The organism is Latilactobacillus parafuchuensis, from assembly GCF_055271665.1.
Genome location: NZ_CM143875.1, coordinates 2018609 through 2038095, shown reverse-complemented (window position 1 = coordinate 2038095; position 19487 = coordinate 2018609). Strand labels below are relative to the sequence as shown.

Here is a 19487-nt window from a genome sequence, read left to right as displayed (position 1 = left end):
TAAAATAGCTGCAAAGGGGTGGTAGTCGTGAGTTTAAAGTTTATTCTAGGCCGAATTAGTGCCGATCATCATCAAACATTGGTCACTAATTTAAAACAATCTTTAGAAAAAACACCGAATGATCGGTTTTTTTATTTAGTACCGAACCATATTAAATTTGAATCGGAAGTTTCGATTCTAAAAGAATTACAAGGTGACGAAGTTAATTACGTTGCCTCTTCACAAGTCCAAGTTTTTTCATTCACCCGATTAGCTTGGTATTTTATGAAGAATACACCATATTATCAAATTCCCCGGATTTCAACGGCCGGGTTAAATATGTTGGTTTACCGCTTGTTGCAAGAACACGCTGACGAATTGGTCTTATTTGGTGGCGAGGTCAATCAAACGGGGTTTGTCGCACAACTCACCAAACAATTACTCGAATTGAAAGTCGGTTGCATCACGCCGGCGGATCTGACCCAGATTGCAACCAACCTAACGGAACGCCAAGTTGAGTTAACGGCTAAGTTGCACGATTTAACCATTATTGCGACCGCTTTTGAAGCAGCGATGCAAAAACAATTTATCGAAAATACGGCGATTATTGACGCGCTAGCCGACTATTTACAACACCAAGATTTACATAATTGCCATTTCTACGTCGAAGGCTTTGCGCAATTAACGGCCCAAGAACAAGCTTTAATGAAGGTCTTGATGCAACAAGCTGATTTATCGGTGGCGCTCATTTTAGACCAGCCGTATGTCGATCAAAAACCGGATGCCTTGAATTTTTTCTATCAAGCGGGGCAGACCTATTATCAACTTTACCAACAAGCACGCAATAGTCAGGTAGCGGTGTTATTAGACCAGGTGGCTAGTGTTAAACGGGTATCGCCTAGTCTACAAGCGCTCGATGATTACTGGGTCAGTTCCCAAAACTTCGGGCAGTTGCCGACACCCCCAAGTGACGTTGCTAAACAGATTAAAGTGGTGGCGGCCGACAATCGTTATAGTGAACTCCGCTTTGTGGCGCGTCAAATTCGTGAATTAGTGCGGACCGGTCAATATCGGTATCGTGATTTCTTAATTTTGACGCGGCATTTAACGCCTTATCAGAACATGATTACGCCAATTCTAACCGAATATGAAATCCCGTATTTCTGCGACTTACCGGAAACGATGGCGGCGCATCCGCTCGTTTCAATGTTAGAAGCCTTATTCGCGGTCAAGGATCACTATTATCGTTACGAAGATGTCATGGCGTTATTGAAGACCACCTTATTATTGCCTAAGACGGCGACGGGTGACTATCAAGCCGTCGCCGATTTTAGAGCGGATCTTGATTTGTGTGAAAATTTAATCTTAAAAAGTGGCTATGAAGGCCATGACTGGTTAGCGGATCGCGATTGGCAATTTTACCGATTCGGTTCGTATCAAGAAGGGACGCGCACCACGCAAGATGAGGCTTTAACCGAACGAATTAACCGGATTCGTCATTTTGTGAAAGAGACATTACCGCCATTTTACCGGCGTTTAGATGCGGCGAAAAATGGGCGCCAAGCCGCGCAGCTTTTATATCAATTTCTAGTCGATCAAGGAGTTGATCAACAACTTTTGGCGTGGCGGGATCAAGCGTTAGCAGACGGCCAAGTGGCCCAAGCTGGTAAACCAGAACAAACCTGGACGACCTTGATGCAGATGCTGGATGAATACGTGACGTTATTGGGGGAAAGACCGTTTGATGTGACCGATTTCTGGAAGCTCTTATCGGCCGGATTTGCTCAAGCACAATACGCCCAGATTCCATCGACGCTTGATCAAGTCGTCTTATCGGAATCGGGGATGGTTCAGACTAAGCAACGACAAATCACGTTTATGATTGGTTCGACTGATCAGGTGATGCCGGATATCGTTGAAGATAGCGCACTCTTAACTGACCAAGATCGGTTAAATCTGGTGACCGGATTAACGGCGGACCAATTCTTAGGGGAAGCCAGTCAAGCGCAGATGCAATTCGAACCCTATTTGAACTACTTAGCTTTTTTAAGTAGTCAACAAGCGGTTTATTTTACTTACCCATTAAGTAGTGGTGATGGGACTAATTACCAACTATCACCGTACGTTCAACGGATTCAACAACACTTTAAATTAAGTACGGAGCACGTGTTAGCCGAACCAGCCCTGGCGACGCAACCGGCGATTAGTGGTTCGTGGCGCAGTTTATTAAGTGATTTGATTCAAGTCAGTCGTCAAGCACAAGAACAGCAGTTACCGATTCCGACTGACTGGTTGGCGGTTTATCAATTATTAGTTCAAAAGCCAGCGAGTCAGTTTTTAACGCAACAATTATTACAGAGTTTACAATACCGCAATCAACCCGTCGCTTTGACGCCGGAGATTGTCACCGGATTGTACGGTCAAACGATTCATACCTCGATTTCTAAATTAGAAGAATTTTACCAAAATCAATACGCTTATTTCTTGAAATACGGGTTGAAGTTGAACGAACGGCCCGTTTTTGAATTAACACCAGCCAACACGGGCGATTTCTACCATCAATTAATGGATCAATTTATTAAAGGGATTCAACAGCAAGCCTTAACGTTACCGCAATTGGATGACGCGCAGATTAATACGTTAGTTGACCAATTATTACAAGCGGCCTACGAACAACCTGAATTTAAAATTCTCACTAAGACGGCGCGGATGGGTTATATTCGCCAACAACTTAGTCAGACGATTAAACGGGTCGGGTTAGCGCTGCGTGACCAAAGTCAACGGACGCAATTGACGCCGTTAGCGACGGAAGTGCTCTTCGGACAAGTCGGAATTGATACGGGCTTGCAGGGGTTAGACTTTACGTTACCGGATAATCATCAAGTCAAAGTCCGCGGTAAGATTGACCGGATTGACCAATTAACGATTAACGGTCAAGCTTACTTAGGGATTGTTGATTATAAATCGAGTCAACACCGTTTCAATTTCCGGGATGCTTATTACGGACTGGCGTTACAAATGTTGACCTATTTGGATACCGTTTTGCAAGATCAAGGCGCGATTTTACCGGCCAAGACGGCCGTCAAACCGGCGGGAGCTTTTTATTTACACCTCCAAAACCCAACGTTAACCTTAAAACAGTTAACCAAACAAAAAATGGCGCAACTACAACAAGGCCAACTCGATCAACTATTATTGGATCAGTTCAAATATAACGGCCTGATTTTAAACGATGAAGAATTATTGACCAATTTAGATACGGCGTTAGAAAGCGGCCAATCACCACTATTTGCCTTTAGCAAATTGAAGAGTGGCAAATTTAGTTCCAAGCAACTGGTCACGATGAACGAATTAGAGTTATTGATTGCCCATAATGAAAATCTCATTCGAGAAGCGGGTCAAGCCATTTTTGCGGGGGCCAACGCCTTGAATCCGATGATGCGTCCGGATCGGACCAACGCTTTAACGCGGTCACCGTTTAAATCAATCTTCCAGTTCGATGCGATGTTACCGGAAAATAATTATCGACAACTGGAAGCTTTAGAAGCCAAAGATATTTTGCAAAAATTAACCGAGAAAAATGAAGGTGATCAACATGAGTAAACGGCAATTTACACCAACCCAAGCAGCGGCAGTCACGCATAGCGGTCACGATATTTTAGTTTCTGCATCGGCCGGTTCTGGTAAAACGACGGTGCTTGTCGAACGCGTCATTCAAAAAATTCTGAAAGGGACCAACGTTAACGAATTGTTGGTCGTCACCTTTACTGAAGCGGCCGCTTCTGAAATGCGGCAACGGATTCAAACCGCTTTACGCGAAACGAGTTTAGCAACGGATGATCACGCGGTGCAACAACGCTTACGCCAACAATTGAGTTTAGTGGCCACGGCCCAGATTAGCACCTTACACGCGTTTTGTTTACAAGTCATTAAACGGTTTTATTACGTGATTAAACTCGATCCGGCTTTTCGATTATTAAGTGATGAAGCGGAACGACTATTATTAGCCGATCGGGTCTGGCAACAAGTGCGTGAGGGGTATTACGAAAAAAATGATGCGTTATTCTATGATTTAGCCCAGAATTTTTCGAACGATCGCAACGATGACGGTTTAACGACGATTGTTTTTGATTTATTGAATTTCGCCAATGCCAATCCAGATCCATTAGGGTGGCTACACGCGTTAACGACCCCGTATGCCGTTCCGGAAGCCGGTATTACAAGCAGTGACTATTTCCAACAGGCGATTTTACCGACGTTACAGCGGACGATTAGTACTTGTTTAGAAGATTTGAAGGAAGCGGCCGAACTGAGTACCACTAGTGAGAAGCTAACGGTATATGCGGAACAAATTCAAACCACACAACAATTATTGACCGCGATTCAAACCGATTCAGCGCAATTAACGTGGGCCCAGTGGAAAATGCAATTGACGGATGCGCAGATGGGCCCCGCCAAGCGGACTAAAAAATTAGACGAGACTGAACAAGTGGCCAAAGACCGGCTCAAAGATGATTTAGACCACGTTAAAAAGAGTCTCGAAAATTTATTGAACACCTATTTTGTCTTTGACGAAGCCCAAACAACCACGATTCAAAAATCAGCGGGGCAGTTAGTCGGTAAATTAGTTGAAGTGACCTTAGCCTTTCGCAAAGCATTCCAAGCTGAAAAGAAACGGCGCCATCTATTAGATTTCGGTGATTTGGAACATTTTTGTTTAGCAATACTGACTAGCGAGACGGCGGAATCGCAAGCCGCTCGTCAATATTATCAACAACAATTTAGTGAGATTCTAGTGGATGAATACCAAGATACTAATCAACTGCAAGAAACGATTATTCAAGCCGTTTCATCAGCCGAACCCCGCAACGTCTTCATGGTTGGGGATGTGAAACAATCGATTTATGCCTTCCGCTTAGCTGATCCGAGTCTGTTTATCGGCAAGTACGAGGCTTTTGCGCAACCGAATCAGGACGGCGAACGGATTATTCTCGCTGAAAATTTCCGTTCACGCCGTAATATTGACGATTTCGTCAATTTAATTTTCCAACAAATTATGGATGTTAAATTGGGCCAGATGACGTATGACGAAAATGCCCAGTTGGCCTACGGTGCGACCTATTATCCGGACGAGATTCCGACTGCGCCAACCGAATTATTGTTATACGAAACCAAACCAGCCGAGCTGGCTAGCGGTCCCGCCCTTGACAAGAGTGAAGGCCAAATCATTGCGGTCGCCAAACGGATTAAATCGATGATTGACCAACAAGAAACCATTTGGGATCGCAAAACGCAAGAATTGCGGCCGATCACGTATCAAGACATTGTGTTGTTGACCCCGACGCGCAGTAATAACTTGCTGATTCTGGATTATTTCCAACGGTTTGGCTTACCAGTCGTGATTAACGATGCCCAAAATTATTTTCAAACGACTGAGATTCAGATTATGTTGTCGTTATTGAAAGTGATTGATAATCCTAATCAAGATATTCCGTTGGTCAGTGTCTTGCGTTCGCCGATCGTCGGTTTGAACGAAAATGAACTGGCCTTGATTCGGATTAACGATAAAACCGATGATTATTATCAAGCAGTTTTTGATTTTATTGCGAATTTTAATGACCAAAAGGTCGGCCAACTCGGCCAACAAGTGATGCGCAAGTTAACCAACTTCCAACAGTTGTTAACTGACTTACGGGCGATTGCGAGTCAACAATCACTAGTTGAACTGATTTGGACGATTTATCAGAAGACGGGTTTCTTGGATTACGTCGGTGGGATGCCAGCTGGTCGGCAACGGCAAGCTAATTTGCACGCGCTCTATCAACGTGCCGCGACCTATGAAGAAAATGGCTTTAAAGGGTTGTTCCAATTTATTCAATTTATTGAACGCCTCCAGAAACAGGATAAGGATTTAGCCCAACCGACGAGTCTTGAAGATCAAGATGCAATTGCCGTCATGACGATTCACGGGAGTAAAGGGTTGGAATTTCCAGTCGTCTTCTTGATGGATGCCAGTCATCAATTTAACGAACAAGATTTACGGCAGAACTACGTTTTAGATGATCATTCGGGACTGGGTATTGTTTATTTAGATAACGCTAAACGACTGAAGGTCCCAACCTTGCCAGAACTGGCCATCGTTGCCCAGAAACGACAAAAATTACGCGCTGAAGAAATGCGGAAATTATACGTGGCTTTAACGCGAGCGGAACAACGACTGATTATTGCCGGCAGTTGTGATAATCAAGCACAACTGATGCAACAATGGCAAAAGGCGCAAAATAGTGGTTCATTAATCTTAGACGTTGGCGTCCGCAACGCTAGTAATTCGTTGCTAGATTGGATTGGATTGAGTTTAATGCGCCATTCACAGGCCAAAGACTGGGTCGACCAGTACCAACCGTTCTTACCGTTGAGTGGTGACCAAACCGAATTTGAACTGACTTTTGTCAATCAAATCGGCCTCGGTATGGTGCCGGGCAGTCTGCAAAAAGATCAAGATTGGGGCAAGCAACGACAAAAAGCGCTGCAAACGATTGATTTAACGACTGAACAAGCCCAAGCGGTGGTCGCGCAACTTGATTTCACGTATCCAGATCAGGTTGCGACCGCAACGACGGCGTATCAATCCGTTTCGGAAGTCAAACGATTGTTTGATGATCCGGATAATTTGAGTTTAGGCCAGTTAACGTTTGCCGCGGAGGAAGCCCAAGAAACGCACCGCTACGTTAATGATCAGTTAGCTAAACCGCAATTCCTGCAAACCGTCGTGCAACCGACCGCGACTGAAATTGGGACGGCGACGCATTTAGTGTTGCAAGAACTCGATTTAACCGCGCCAATCACCACGTCCAGTGTGCAAGCCTTAATTGATCAATTGGTGTTGGCCAATATCTTAGCCGCCACCGTTGCTGCTAAGATTAATGTGGCGCATATTTTGACCTTCTTTGAAAGTGCGTTAGGCCAGATTATTTTAGCGAATCCAACGCAAGTTAAACGGGAAGTGCCGTTCTCACTCTTATTACCGGCTGCGACCCTTTTCAAAGGGATTCAGGAGTCACCAACGGATTCGGTCTTAATTCATGGGATTACGGACGGCTATGTTTTGACCGATGACGCTTGTTACTTATTCGATTACAAAACCGATTATGTTGATTCGCAAAATCAAACCGCAGCCATCGCACAAATTAAGGCCCGGTATGCCGGTCAATTAAATCTGTACAGTGCAGCTTTAGCCCAGATTTTAAAACGGCCAGTGACTCATCGATACCTTTATTTACTATCGATTGGTGAGCTTGTGGTGTTAGATTAATTTTGAATAGCAAACGCGGGCGGGAGCAATCCCGCCTTTTTTGATGGGTCAATCCAGACCACGACCCAGTTTCCGGCTTTCAATCCGGAATAGTTCCATGTATAATCATCTTAGAGAATAATGGCGTCTTCAGATCACCAGTCCTGTGGAAACGGAATGGACTGTTCAATCTTGAAACGGCATTGTATAATTGTTCATAATTAATTCAGTAAAGTATTGGTGACAGCATGAATCGAGAGACGATATACGCCGTTGTCGATTTAGAGACAACCGGCACGAATATTAAAGACGGGGATCGCATTATTCAATTCGGGTGCGCCCTTGTTCAGAATGGGAAAATCATTCAAACGATTTCCCAAGATGTTAATCCATTAAGAGATGTTCCTAATAAAATTCAACATTTAACGCATATCAGTGCTGATCAATTGGAATTTGCACCGATTTTTGAAGATTTAGCGCCGACCTTAGTTGAAATATTATCGGGTACTGTTTTTGTGGCCCATAATATTAACTTTGATTTACCCTTTTTAAATGGTGAACTGGCCAGAGTCGGGCAAGAACCGTTAGAATTGGACGGGATTGATACCGTTGAATTGGCCCAAATTATCTTGCCGGAAGCCCCTAGCTATCGGTTACAGGATTTGACCCAACTGTTGTCGATCGAGCACGACAATCCGCACCAAGCCGACAGTGACGCCCTCGTAACCGCTAAATTATTGTTGAAACTGATGGCCCGTCTACGCGAGTTGCCACTAGTCACATTGGCGAAATTGAGTGAACTCGGAACGGGGTTATTACGCCAGACGGGGGATTTGTTTACCGCCATCTATGACCAGATGCAAGAACAATCACAACCGTTAATCCCAGAATTACTGATTCGCGAAAACATTGCGTTACATAAAGATCAACCGACAGACTTTGCCCTTTATCCAGGCGAACAATACGCTGCCGAATACCCACACGATGAAGCCGCTAAAAAGGCGCTTTTAAAACCGCACCTAAAATGGCGGAAGGCCCAAGCGACCATGATGGACTTTATCGCCGATAATTATCAATCCGAACAACCACAACCGATCCTAATTGAAGCGGCGACTGGGTTAGGGAAGACCTTAGGGTACTTGTTACCGTACAGTTATTTGATGTCTAGCACGAAAAAATTAGTCGTTGCGACGTCAACCACGCTATTACAAGACCAGATATTAACCCAAGCACGGCCGTTATTAGAGAAGTTGATTGGCCGCCCAGTATTGGCCGAAGTGGTCAAAAGTCCCCGCCACTATATCGATTTGCACCGGTTTACGTTATCGTTGCAACTCCCACATAAGAATCGTTTAACCCGGTTACTCCAGATGAAAATCTTAATCTGGTTGACCCAAACCGTCACCGGTGATTTAGACGAGTTGAACTTAACCAGTTATCAAACGCCGTTCTTTATTAATATTCGGCACCGTGGCGTGGCCTCACTCGATCCGCAGGCGCCATTCTATCAAGATGATTTCTTGCGTCGGTTAACCAAACGCCAACAACAAGCAGAATTATTAGTGACCAACCATGCTTATTTAGCGGAACATGCTGGTGACCAACAAACATGGGGTGAACGCCCTTATTTAGTGGTCGATGAAGCCCAAAGTATGATTTTTAACGTCCAATCGATTGCCCAACAGACATGGTCATTATCCCGCTGGCAATTGTGGGCGCAAAAAGGGCTCCAATACACAACGACCACGCAGAGTAACAATCTAGCGACCTTATTTCCACCTAAAACGGCTGAAAATCGTTCGTTAAAATATCTGCATAAAACATTAACCAAACTGACTCGTACACTGACGGCGCTCGAGACCTATTTAAAAACGAGTTTTGATGTGCGTGACCAACAACGGCCGATTACGGATCGGTATTTGAATCCTGATGAAGTCATCCAATTCGTCAACGGTTGTCAACGTGAGTTTAAACAGTTGAACCGGGAATTATTGACGATTCAGGACCATTTCTTAGCGTTGCGCTATAGCTTGGAGCAACAACTCGAACGGTATGCGGCGAGTGATTTAAGTGTTTGGCAAGCCTTTGAAAATGAAATCAATTTATTGTTGGCCGATGTTGAACATTACCAACGGTTTGAACAGTTATTCATTGCGGTTAAGCCGCAGGAACAACACGCTTTGTCGATTCAAAGCATTCAACCGGCGCAACCCAGCCAACTACCACAGTTTAAGCTCCAATGGCAATTGGTTTCGGCTGGCACTCAGATGCAGTCGTTGTTACAACATTTCGAACCCGTGACCTTAACCGGCGCGACACTGGCGGTTAATGGCCAATTCACGTATTTGAAACGTGAATTTGGTTTCGATGACGATCAACCATTAATGACTAAGAAATTACGGAGTCCGTTCCGTTTCAAACAACAAGCCCGTTTCTTAATCGCCACAGATGGTCCGGTGCAAAAAGAGTTAACGCCTAACGATTATCAACGCCAAATTGCGCGCCAAATTTTAACGCTAGTCACCAATAATCCGCACCAAACATTGATTCTGTTTAATGCGAATCAAACGCTTGAACAAGTCTATTACGCGTTGGCGCACGCCGGATTAAGTTTGGATCGCGAAGTGTTAGCGCAGGGGGTCACCGGGAGTGCTGAAAAAATTACCAAACGGTTTATGTTAGGGCATGACGCCGTCTTGTTAGCGACGAGTAGCTTCATGGCGGGAATTGATTTTCCGGAATCAGCGCTTGAAATGGTGATTTTAGTCCAATTGCCCTTTGATGCACCCAATGCGGTACAGACCAAAGTTCGATACGCGCAATTAACGGCGCAAGGGCAAAATCCGTTTAAAGCCGAAGCGTTGCCTAAAGCGACGATTCGATTCCGGCAAGCATTCGGTCGGCTAATTCGCACGTCGGATGATCGCGGCGTCTTTGTTTGTTTAGATCCACGCTTGTTGACGACCCAGTATGGTCAACAGATGTGTCGGGCTCTGCCGGCTAGTTTGCCACAAAAAGCGGCCCCGGTAACCACGATTCGTGAACTAATTGATCTGTTTTGGTTAAATTCAGACTAAATTCGCTTGATTTGGCAAAGTAAGCCTTGCATTTTTGCTATAATAAAATTATCCGAATAAACGGGGAGAGAAAACACGTGCGTAAATACAAAAAATGGCTCTGGATTGTCCTGCTACTCGTTGTGATGGGCGCCATGTTGATGATTTATCATCAAGCTAGATTACCAGACACGACAGCCGAGAAAAAGGCCGTTGCGATTGCTGAAAAATATGCTAAATTAAAGAACCCCGATGATTTCTACACGTATCATCGTAAGAATACGTATTATACGGTTAGTGGGCAAAATAGTGAGGGCCGTGGGATTTACGTCTTGATCAATGAAAAGGGCAACCACGCCACGGTTTATCGCCAATCAGCCGGGATGACCAAAAATGAAGCACTCGAGAAAACTTGGTCGACTAAAAATCCTAAAAAAGTGTTGAATATTAATTTTGGGATGTTCAAGAATAAACCGGTTTGGGAAGTGGTTTATCGGACGAATAAGGGCCGTTTGTGTTATTTAACGTTAGATTTTAAATCGGGCGATACCGTTCAATTGATTGAAAATATCTAAATTTTTTTACGAATAAATGCCAATTTAAGCTGTGACAATCAGTGTTTTGTTATATAATGATGATTATCAGTTATTTTTGGACTGTTTTATTGAAATGAATAGACATAAGGAGACCGAGTAGATGGTTAAACAAATCAGTATTATCGATGCTAAAGACCATGTCGATGAAGAAGTCAGAATCGGCGGTTGGTTAACTGACAAACGTTCAAGTGGTAAGATTTCTTTCTTACAATTGCGTGACGGCAGTGCCTTTTTCCAAGGGGTTGTGGTTAAAAGTCAAGTCAGCGAAGAAGTTTTCCAATTAGCGAAAGATTTAAAACAAGAATCAAGTATGTGGATTACGGGTGTGATTCATGAAGATACGCGGTCACATTTCGGTTACGAAATTGAAGTGTCAAACATTGAATTAGTCGGTGAGAGTGGCGATTATCCAATCACACCTAAAGAACACGGTGTTGAATTCTTATTGGATCACCGTCATTTATGGTTACGTTCGAAACGGACTTTTGCAATCATGCAAATCCGGAATGAAATCATTCGGGCGACTTATGAATTCTATAACCAAGAAGGTTTCATCAAGATGGACCCACCAATCTTGACTGGTAGCGCGCCAGAAGGCACTACTGAATTATTCCACATTGAATATTTCGAAAACGATGCTTATTTAACGCAAAGTGGCCAACTATACGCTGAAGCGGGCGCCATGGCATTCGGAAAAGTCTTTACGTTTGGCCCAGTTTTCCGGGCTGAAAAATCAAAGACGCGTCGTCATTTAACTGAATTCTGGATGATTGAACCCGAAATGGCCTTCATGAATCAAGACCAAAGTTTAGAAGTCCAAGAAAAATACATCGCTTATTTGGTTCAAAACGTCATTGATCATTGTGAATATGACTTGAATTTATTAGATCGTGATATTGATCAATTAAAGAAATATACACAACTCCCTTATCCACGAATTTCGTACGATAAAGCGATTGAAATGTTACAAGCAGCTGATTTTGACGTTAAATGGGGCGATGATTTTGGTGCGCCTGATGAAACTTATTTATCAGATCAATTCGAACAACCGGTCTTTATCATGAACTATCCAAAGGCCATCAAACCATTCTACATGAAACCACATCCAACGCGTGATGATGTCTACTTATGTGCTGACTTGTTAGCACCAGAAGGTTACGGCGAAATCATCGGTGGTAGTGAACGTGAAACGGATTACGATAAGTTAGAAGCTGAAATCGTTAAAATGGGCTTAGATTTGAAAGACTACGAATGGTATTTAGACCTTCGTCGTTACGGTTCAGTCCCACATTCTGGTTTCGGTTTAGGACTAGAACGGGCGATTACTTGGATTTGTGGTATTGATCATTTACGTGAAGCCATTCCATTCCCAAGAATGATTAACCGGATCCAACCTTAATCCCTTTTAAATCGGACAACCAACAAGACGCATGATGGTCCTCAAGTGAGGATTATTCAGACGTCTTGTTTTTATGTGGTAAGATTGGTTACAATGATAGTAATGACACTGAATAAAGTAGGCTAGAATATGAATGAATTAAATGCGTTTTTAAACGGAGGCCAAGTGAGCATCTCACGACTACTGTTGCAGGAGTATCGAACACTCAAGATGTCAACCGATGAACTAACCGTCTATTTGCAGCTCACTGATTTTGCTAGCCAAGGGGATCAGTTCCCGGATTTAGCGTTGATCGGCGAACGGATGCAGTTGCCGGCAAAGACAATCTACGAGTTAGTCCATCGTTTGATTCAAAAAAAGTTAATCACGTTAGAATCGCGTGAAAATGAACAAGGTCAGGCCGTCGACCGCTATGATTTAACGCCAACACTCATGAAATTGAGTATTCTTGCGATGCAAGCCGAACAAGCGGTCCAGGCTGATTTAGATCAGAATCAACGCGCCATGATTTTTAATCAAGTCGAACAATTATTCGGCCGACCATTATCACCGTTAGAAACGGAGATTATTGCTAATTGGTTGGATTTAGACCGGTACAATCCCGATTTGATTCAATTAGCGGTGCGCGAGGCTGTTTTTAATCAAGTTTATTCATTGAAATATGTCGATCGTATTTTATTAAATTGGCAAAAGCAAAATATTAAAACCAAGGATGACTTGCAGTATTATCAGCAGAAACATCCCCGATTTTAATTGAAAGGGTGAGTTAAATGTTATCTAAAACAAAAACGCGTTGGGCTTTTGGCCAATTGTACACGTTAATTCCGGATGCTAAAGGGGCATTGGTGGCTGATTCACCATTTCAGTTGTTAATCGCGGTGATGTTGAGTGCGCAGGCGACCGACGTATCGGTTAATAAAGTGACCCCCAAATTATTTCGGGATTTCCCGACAACAACGAGTTTTGCAAACGCGTCTCTGCAGTCGATTGAAGCGGACATTCACTCAATTGGGTTGTATCATAACAAGGCGAAACACATTAAAACCTGTTGCCAACAATTGATTGCCGATTTTGGTGGCGAAGTGCCCCAAACCCATGCTGAATTAGAACAACTCGCCGGCGTCGGTCGTAAGACCGCCAATGTTGTTCTGGGTGATGCGTTTAACGTGCCCTCATTTGCTGTTGATACCCACGTCACTCGAATTGCTAAACGGTTGCGAATCAGTGCCCAGAATGCGTCAGTCACTCAAATTGAACGTGATTTTCAGGCTAAGTTACCCGAAAGCGATTGGGTTAAAGCCCACCACACGTTAATTTTATTTGGCCGGCAATATTGTACGGCACGGAATCCAAAATGTCAGCAATGTCCTTTATTGACAATTTGTGCTGCCGGTCAACAATATTTAGCCGATCGTGGTTAGCACAATAGCACCATAAAAATAAGCTAGGCCATTCAGACGAATAGGCCTAGCTTATTTTTTATTGGCTTGGTGTGGTTGATAGGTCGCCACCAGAAGTTGATTGAGAGCTTGAAGAGGTGCTTACTGAATTAGTTGGTTCGGAGCTCGTCGATTCGGCAACCGATGAGGAACTGGTCTCAACCGGTTCAGAACTGCTCGTTTCAGCAACACTACTTTCGGAACTACTTGAACTCGTTGACGAACTCGTCGAAGAGCTACTCAATATACTTTCAGAGAAGCTAGAACTACTACTTGAACTACTGCTTTCTGTGGTGGTTGTCCCTTTAATATACAATTCGCCATTTTTAGCAATGACGTTGCTAGGCATCGTCCAGTCACTGTTGGTACTATTTTGAGCAAGATAGACCATCATTGAACGATAGATATAAGCCGCAACGTTTCGTTCACTCATCGTTAAACCGTTCTTTAAAGGTTCATCATAACCGGTCCAAACCGTTACCGAGTAATCCTTGGTGTAACCGGCAAACCAGCTATCCTTAGCTAAGTCAGAGTTAATGGCGCCAGCTGAGTTGGTGACTTCTTCGTCAGAATAATTGGTTGTCCCGGTCTTAGCGGCTTGGTATAATCCAGAAATTTGTGCGAGTGTCCCAGAACCTTTGCTGATAACGTCTTTTAACATATCGGTAATCATGTAGGCTGTTGAACTCTTCATGGCCTGAGTGCCCTCAGAATCGTAATTATGGGTAATGCCATCGGCCGTCACGACTTTGTTAACATAGGTTGGTTTATAATAAGTCCCACCGTTTGCAAAAGCACCGTAAGCGGCTGATTCTTGCAAGGTTGACACATTGCCGCCAATCCCATAAGAGAACCCAGCATCAGTCGGGATTGTAATCCCAAGACCTTCCACAAATTGGCTCGCTTTCGTCATCCCGACGTCGGCCAATAATTTAATGGCAGGGACGTTTCGTGAATTAGCTAAGGCGTTGCGGGCAGTAATTGTCCCGACATATCGGTTATCAAAGTTATGCAATTGAACACTTGTCCCCGGATAAGTGTAGGGTTCATCGACCAATTTGTAGCCGGTTGAATAATTGAGATATTCAATCGCTGGTGCATAATCCATCAGTGGTTTCATCGAAGACCCGTTACTACGACCGGCTTGAACGGCGCGATTATAACCGAGTTGGACATTCCCAGTTTTCCGACCACCAATCATAGCGACGATTTTACCATTATTGGGATTGGTAATCGTGACCGCGGTTTGCAATTTATCATCAGGGAAGGGAATACTACTATCATCGTTGACAGTTGTATAGAGTTTCTTCTGGGCATCCATATCGATGTTGGTATAAACCTTTAACCCATCAGTATAAGGATTGTAGCCTTTTTTCTTAAGATCGGTAATGACTTCTTTCACGTAAGCATCGGTTGCTTTATCGTCGGTTGACGTATTAGCGGCGTCTTTCTGGGCAACTAAACCAGTCGCGATTGGGACGGCTTTAGCCGCTGTCGCTTCGGCGGCCGTGATTTTATCATTACGAACGAGCGCGTCTAACACTAAATCACGCCGGGTTTTAGCGGCTTCTGGGTGTAAATAGGGGTCATAGCCAGCCGGTGATTGTGGCATACCAGCCAATAATGCCAATTGCGGTAAACTCAATTCTTTTAAAGTTTTACCGTAGTAATAGTCGGCGGCCGTGCCCATTCCGTTGACACCATTATTCATATAAACCTTATTAATGTAAAAAGTTAATATTTGATCCTTAGAATATTGCCGTTCAACTTGTGCGGCTAACCAAGCCTCTTGCGCTTTACGTTTGAAAGTTTGGTCGGATACTTTTGTAGAAAAAACGGATAGTTTAACGAGTTGTTGGGTCAGGGTACTACCACCTTGTAAACCAAGCGATGATTTCCCCGTAACGTTGGAAACTGCCGCCGAAGCAATCCGAATCGGATCGACCCCGAATTTTTCTTTATAGAACCGGCGATCTTCAATTGAGACGACGGCATCTTTGAGCATGGTTGGAATCTGTTCACTTGATGCGCGGGTGCTATTGGCGAGTCCTAATTTCTTGAACGCTTTATTATCACTTGTATAGAGGGTTGATGAATTGACACTCTCAAGATCTGACTGGGTTAATTTGGGCGCATCTTTAGCATAATAAGCAAAGAGCCCAATTCCCGCGAGGATTAGCACAACAACGGCTAAAATGCCCCATTTAATAATGCGCCAGAATAACGACTTCTTTTTCTTGGTAGTTGGTTTCTGGTTGGTTTTCTTGTGTCGTGCGACACGTGAGTTACCGGTATTTTTATCGGACATGATGATTAGTTACTCCTTTTGACTTGGTACGCAATTAATTGATCAACCGCGCTTAGATAGGGAATTGTGGGATTAAGTTGATAATTAATCTCGTAGCCCTGTTTAATCACAATTTCAAGTGGAATTGATTTACGAGCGCCGTCTGCTTGCGCGTCCCAGCGGGTAATGAGTTCACTAGCGGGCAATAGGAACAACCGTTGCAAGGGAACGAACTTCATAATGACAAAACAGATACCACCTTGTTGTAAGCAAGCGCGAAAATGTTCAATTTGATGCTGATGAAAATTACGAAACGGGAAGGCCGTTTTATTTTTGGTTTCTTTGGCTTCGAAATCAAGATAACGCCCTTGATAAATCCCGTTATAATCGGTCGTTGAAGCTTGTTTAAAATAGGCCTCTTTAATCACGGCCTGGCTACGCGCTGGATAATCGACCTTTACAATTTGAATCGGGGTCGGTTTCTTATAGACGACAGCCATTGATTGGCTTCGATAATATTGATTACTATCGTTTAATTCTTCTTCAAGCGACATACCCCGCTTACCAAATAACGTGGTTGCTTTTGGTCGGGTAGCTTGCTTTTTAGACTGCGGTACTTCATTATTTAAGTAAGGTTGTCCGTTTGGATAATGAAAGGCCATCGAAAATCACGCTCCTGTGCAATCATTATAGCAATATTCAGGTGATTTTAAAATCATTAGGTAGGAGGCAAGACCATGCAACGTTTATGGGTCACTGGCTATCGAAGCTATGAATTAAGTGTTTTCGGCGAAAATGATGAAAAACTTAAAGTTATTAAATATTCTTTAAAAAAACAATTAACAAATTTCTTAGATGACGGTTTGGAATGGGTAATTACGGGCGGTCAAATGGGGATTGAACAGTGGAGCTTAGAGGTTGCCCAGACATTAAAGGCCGATTATCCGGATTTAAAAACGGCGTTGATGTTACCATTTAATGATTTTGGTCAACAATGGAATGAGCAAAATCAAGCTAAGTTGGTGCAGTTAAAGGGCCAGGTCGACTTTTGTGAGCCGGTCTCGAATGCGCCATATTCTGGGCCACAACAATTGAAACAGTATCAGCAGTTCATGTTAAGTCATACCGACGGCGTGCTGTTATATTACGATCCGGAAGCAGAAGGTAAACCTAGCTACGATTATCAAGCGATTGGCCAGTACCGAGGTCAGACGGATTATCCGTTAAACCAAGTCGATTTCTTTGAATTACAGGATGTCGCGAATGAATTAGCGGAGCTAGAGAATCTAAAGTTTTAATTCTAGGTTATCTTTGCTATAATTACATGTATGAAGCGTTTATTATAAATGAGGTGTCAATATGGATAATCAAATCAAAGTCGAATTAGACCCAACTGAAATATTAAAAAAAGAATTTAAAACAAAGATGCGCGGTTATGATTCAGAGGAAGTCGATGGTTATTTAGATTTAATTATCAAAGATTACCAAAGCTACCAAGAAGAAATCACGCGCTTGACGGCTGAAAATACCCGTTTATTTAACAAGGTTGAAGAATTAAACAAACAGTTGAATGCTTCTGATAGTGTTAAAGAAAATGCACCACAACAAACATCAGCAGCGACGAACTATGATATTTTGAAGCGTCTTTCTAATTTGGAACGCCACGTTTTTGGTGCTAAGTTAAGTGATCAAAATCAAGCAGGTCAAACAAGAGTTCAAAATCATTCTCAATTTAATGATACAAATATGTAATAGTGTGGTATAATAGTTTACATTGATTAAACATTGTAAATCTTGAGTAATCGCGGTCTACATCAGTAGGCTGAGGAAGGTCCATGCCCGCACAGGCTGAGATGCTTGTAGTGTTCGTGCCTGGCCCAATAAGCCAGGGTACCTTAATTGGTAACGGCGGAAAACGCGCTAAAACTTCGGTCATGCGTTAATATCCTTAAATAGTGCCACAGTGACGGAGCGGTTGGGGAAACCCAAACGATGGAACGAGGTAAACCCCGCGAGCGAGTAACCCAAACTTTGGTAGGGGCGTCTCATTTATGGAAATGAACTAAAAATGAGAGTTCGTAAGAACAGATAGATGATTACTGAAGGAACTTTCTTCCTGGGAAAGTTCTGGAACAAAACATGGCCTATAGAGGTTTACAATCAGGTGGCTTGGGCTTTTGCCCAAGCTCTTTTTATTTAAAAAATATTTTCCTAAGGGGATCTTTAAAAAATGACTTACCAACTATATGCAACGATGGCAAGTGGTATTGAATCAATCACGGCAAAAGAATTACAAGATTTAGGTTATGAAACACGTTCTGATAACGGTCGGGTTTATTTCGAAGGTGATTTAACCGATATCGCCCGGACCAATCTTTGGTTACGAAGTGCTGATCGGATTAAGATTGCGATTGGTCAATTCGAAGCAAAAACCTTTGATCAATTATTTGAACAAGTTAAGGCGTTACCTTGGGATGACTTTTTGCCATTAGATGCTGCTTTTCCAGTTGCTGGTCGGTCAGTCCGGTCAACACTTCACAGTGAACCAGACGTTCAAGCCATCACGAAGAAGGCGATCGTTGATAAGTTAAGTAGTGTTTATCATCGGCGGACGCGTTTAGCTGAAACCGGGTCAACTTATCCGTTAGAAGTCAGCATCCTAAAAGATTTCGTGACGATCAGTTTAGATACGACTGGGGCTAGTTTATTTAAACGGGGATACCGTCTTGAAAAAGGGGAAGCACCTTTAAAAGAAAACTTTGCGGCATCATTAATTCTCCTATCACGTTGGCACAATGATATGCCATTTGTCGATCCAACGACTGGTTCAGGTACGATCGCGATTGAAGCGGCCTTAATGGGCCATAACATTGCACCCGGTATGCAACGCCAATTTGCGTTTGAAGAATTTGATTGGCTAAAACCAGAAATTCTAGCGAATGTTAAAGAAGAAGCGCAATCACTCGTTAAGATGGATGAACCCTTAGAAATCTTCGGTTATGATATTGATCAAAATATGATTGATATTGCCCGTTTAAACGCCCAAAAAGCCGGGGTACTCCATCAGGTTGAATTTAAACAATTAGCCGTTAAAGATTTTAAAACCGATTTAACCAACGGGGTTTTAATTGCGAATCCACCTTACGGGAAACGGATGAGCGATCAAGAACAAGCACGGGCATTATACAAAGAAATGGGTGACACTTATCGTTCAATGAAGACTTGGAGTAAATACATTTTAACGAGTGATTTACAATTCCAAGAATCTTACGGACAACGGGCCACTAAGCGTCGGAAGCTCTACAATGGTCGGATCCAAACTGATTTATTCCAATACTGGGGTCGTCCAGTTTGGCCACGTGCTGAAAAGTAATAAATATAATTATAAAAGTATTCCACTAAATTTAGGCGGAATGCTTTTTTATTTGGTAGAAATCTAT

At 43.1% G+C, this 19487-nt stretch carries 12 protein-coding genes and 1 other RNA gene; 11 read left to right on the top strand and 2 right to left on the bottom strand.

Annotated features, from left to right (window positions below; all coding sequences use genetic code 11):
* The first annotated feature begins 27 nt into the window (after positions 1-27).
* The 7 genes from ACVPPQ_RS10040 (at position 28) to nth (ending at position 13742) form a co-directional block, all read left to right on the top strand.
* Positions 28-3582: a PD-(D/E)XK nuclease family protein gene (locus ACVPPQ_RS10040; RefSeq protein WP_463494428.1), complete on the top strand. Its 3555-nt coding sequence runs from the start codon at positions 28-30 to the stop codon at positions 3580-3582.
* A complete protein-coding gene (gene addA / locus ACVPPQ_RS10035) occupies positions 3575-7291 on the top strand; it encodes a helicase-exonuclease AddAB subunit AddA (RefSeq protein WP_463494426.1) in 3717 nt (1238 codons plus the stop codon). The genes ACVPPQ_RS10040 and addA overlap by 8 nt, the downstream gene beginning before the upstream one ends.
* Positions 7292-7518: 227 nt before the next feature.
* Positions 7519-10347, top strand: coding sequence for a helicase C-terminal domain-containing protein (locus ACVPPQ_RS10030; protein ID WP_463494424.1), 2829 nt, complete (start codon positions 7519-7521; stop codon positions 10345-10347).
* Between the two features lie 77 nt (positions 10348-10424).
* Positions 10425-10901 (top strand): cell wall elongation regulator TseB-like domain-containing protein, encoded by a 477-nt coding sequence (locus ACVPPQ_RS10025; RefSeq protein WP_463494422.1) that lies wholly within the window; start codon positions 10425-10427, stop codon positions 10899-10901.
* 121 nt (positions 10902-11022) lie between these two features.
* Entirely contained in the window at positions 11023-12321 is a 1299-nt protein-coding gene (asnS, locus tag ACVPPQ_RS10020) for an asparagine--tRNA ligase (protein ID WP_025082559.1), read from the top strand.
* A gap of 129 nt (positions 12322-12450) precedes the next feature.
* Positions 12451-13074 (top strand): DnaD domain protein, encoded by a 624-nt coding sequence (locus ACVPPQ_RS10015; protein ID WP_463494419.1) that lies wholly within the window; start codon positions 12451-12453, stop codon positions 13072-13074.
* Positions 13075-13091: 17 nt separating this feature from the next.
* A complete protein-coding gene (gene nth, locus ACVPPQ_RS10010) occupies positions 13092-13742 on the top strand; it encodes an endonuclease III (RefSeq protein ID WP_463494417.1) in 651 nt (216 codons plus the stop codon).
* 58 nt (positions 13743-13800) lie between these two features.
* Here nth and ACVPPQ_RS10005 read toward each other — a convergent pair whose 3' ends face one another.
* Together ACVPPQ_RS10005 and recU are read right to left on the bottom strand one after the other, a co-directional pair.
* A complete protein-coding gene (locus ACVPPQ_RS10005; protein WP_463494415.1) occupies positions 13801-16068 on the bottom strand; it encodes a transglycosylase domain-containing protein in 2268 nt (755 codons plus the stop codon).
* A 5-nt stretch (positions 16069-16073) separates the two neighbouring features.
* A complete protein-coding gene (gene recU, locus ACVPPQ_RS10000) occupies positions 16074-16709 on the bottom strand; it encodes a Holliday junction resolvase RecU (RefSeq protein WP_106483217.1) in 636 nt (211 codons plus the stop codon).
* A 75-nt stretch (positions 16710-16784) separates the two neighbouring features.
* Here recU and ACVPPQ_RS09995 point away from each other — a divergent pair, with 75 nt between their 5' ends.
* The 4 genes from ACVPPQ_RS09995 (at position 16785) to ACVPPQ_RS09980 (ending at position 19420) form a co-directional block, all read left to right on the top strand.
* Positions 16785-17345, top strand: a complete 561-nt coding sequence (locus tag ACVPPQ_RS09995) for an SLOG family protein (RefSeq protein WP_463494412.1) — start codon at positions 16785-16787, stop codon at positions 17343-17345.
* Positions 17346-17406: 61 nt separating this feature from the next.
* Complete coding sequence (gene gpsB / locus ACVPPQ_RS09990; protein WP_463494410.1) at positions 17407-17799, top strand: cell division regulator GpsB; 393 nt, start codon at positions 17407-17409, stop codon at positions 17797-17799.
* Between the two features lie 38 nt (positions 17800-17837).
* Positions 17838-18199, top strand: an RNA gene (gene rnpB / locus ACVPPQ_RS09985) — RNase P RNA component class B.
* Between the two features lie 78 nt (positions 18200-18277).
* On the top strand, positions 18278-19420 hold the full coding sequence (locus tag ACVPPQ_RS09980; protein ID WP_025082565.1) for a THUMP domain-containing class I SAM-dependent RNA methyltransferase: 1143 nt from the start codon (positions 18278-18280) through the stop codon (positions 19418-19420).
* Positions 19421-19487 lie beyond the last annotated feature (67 nt).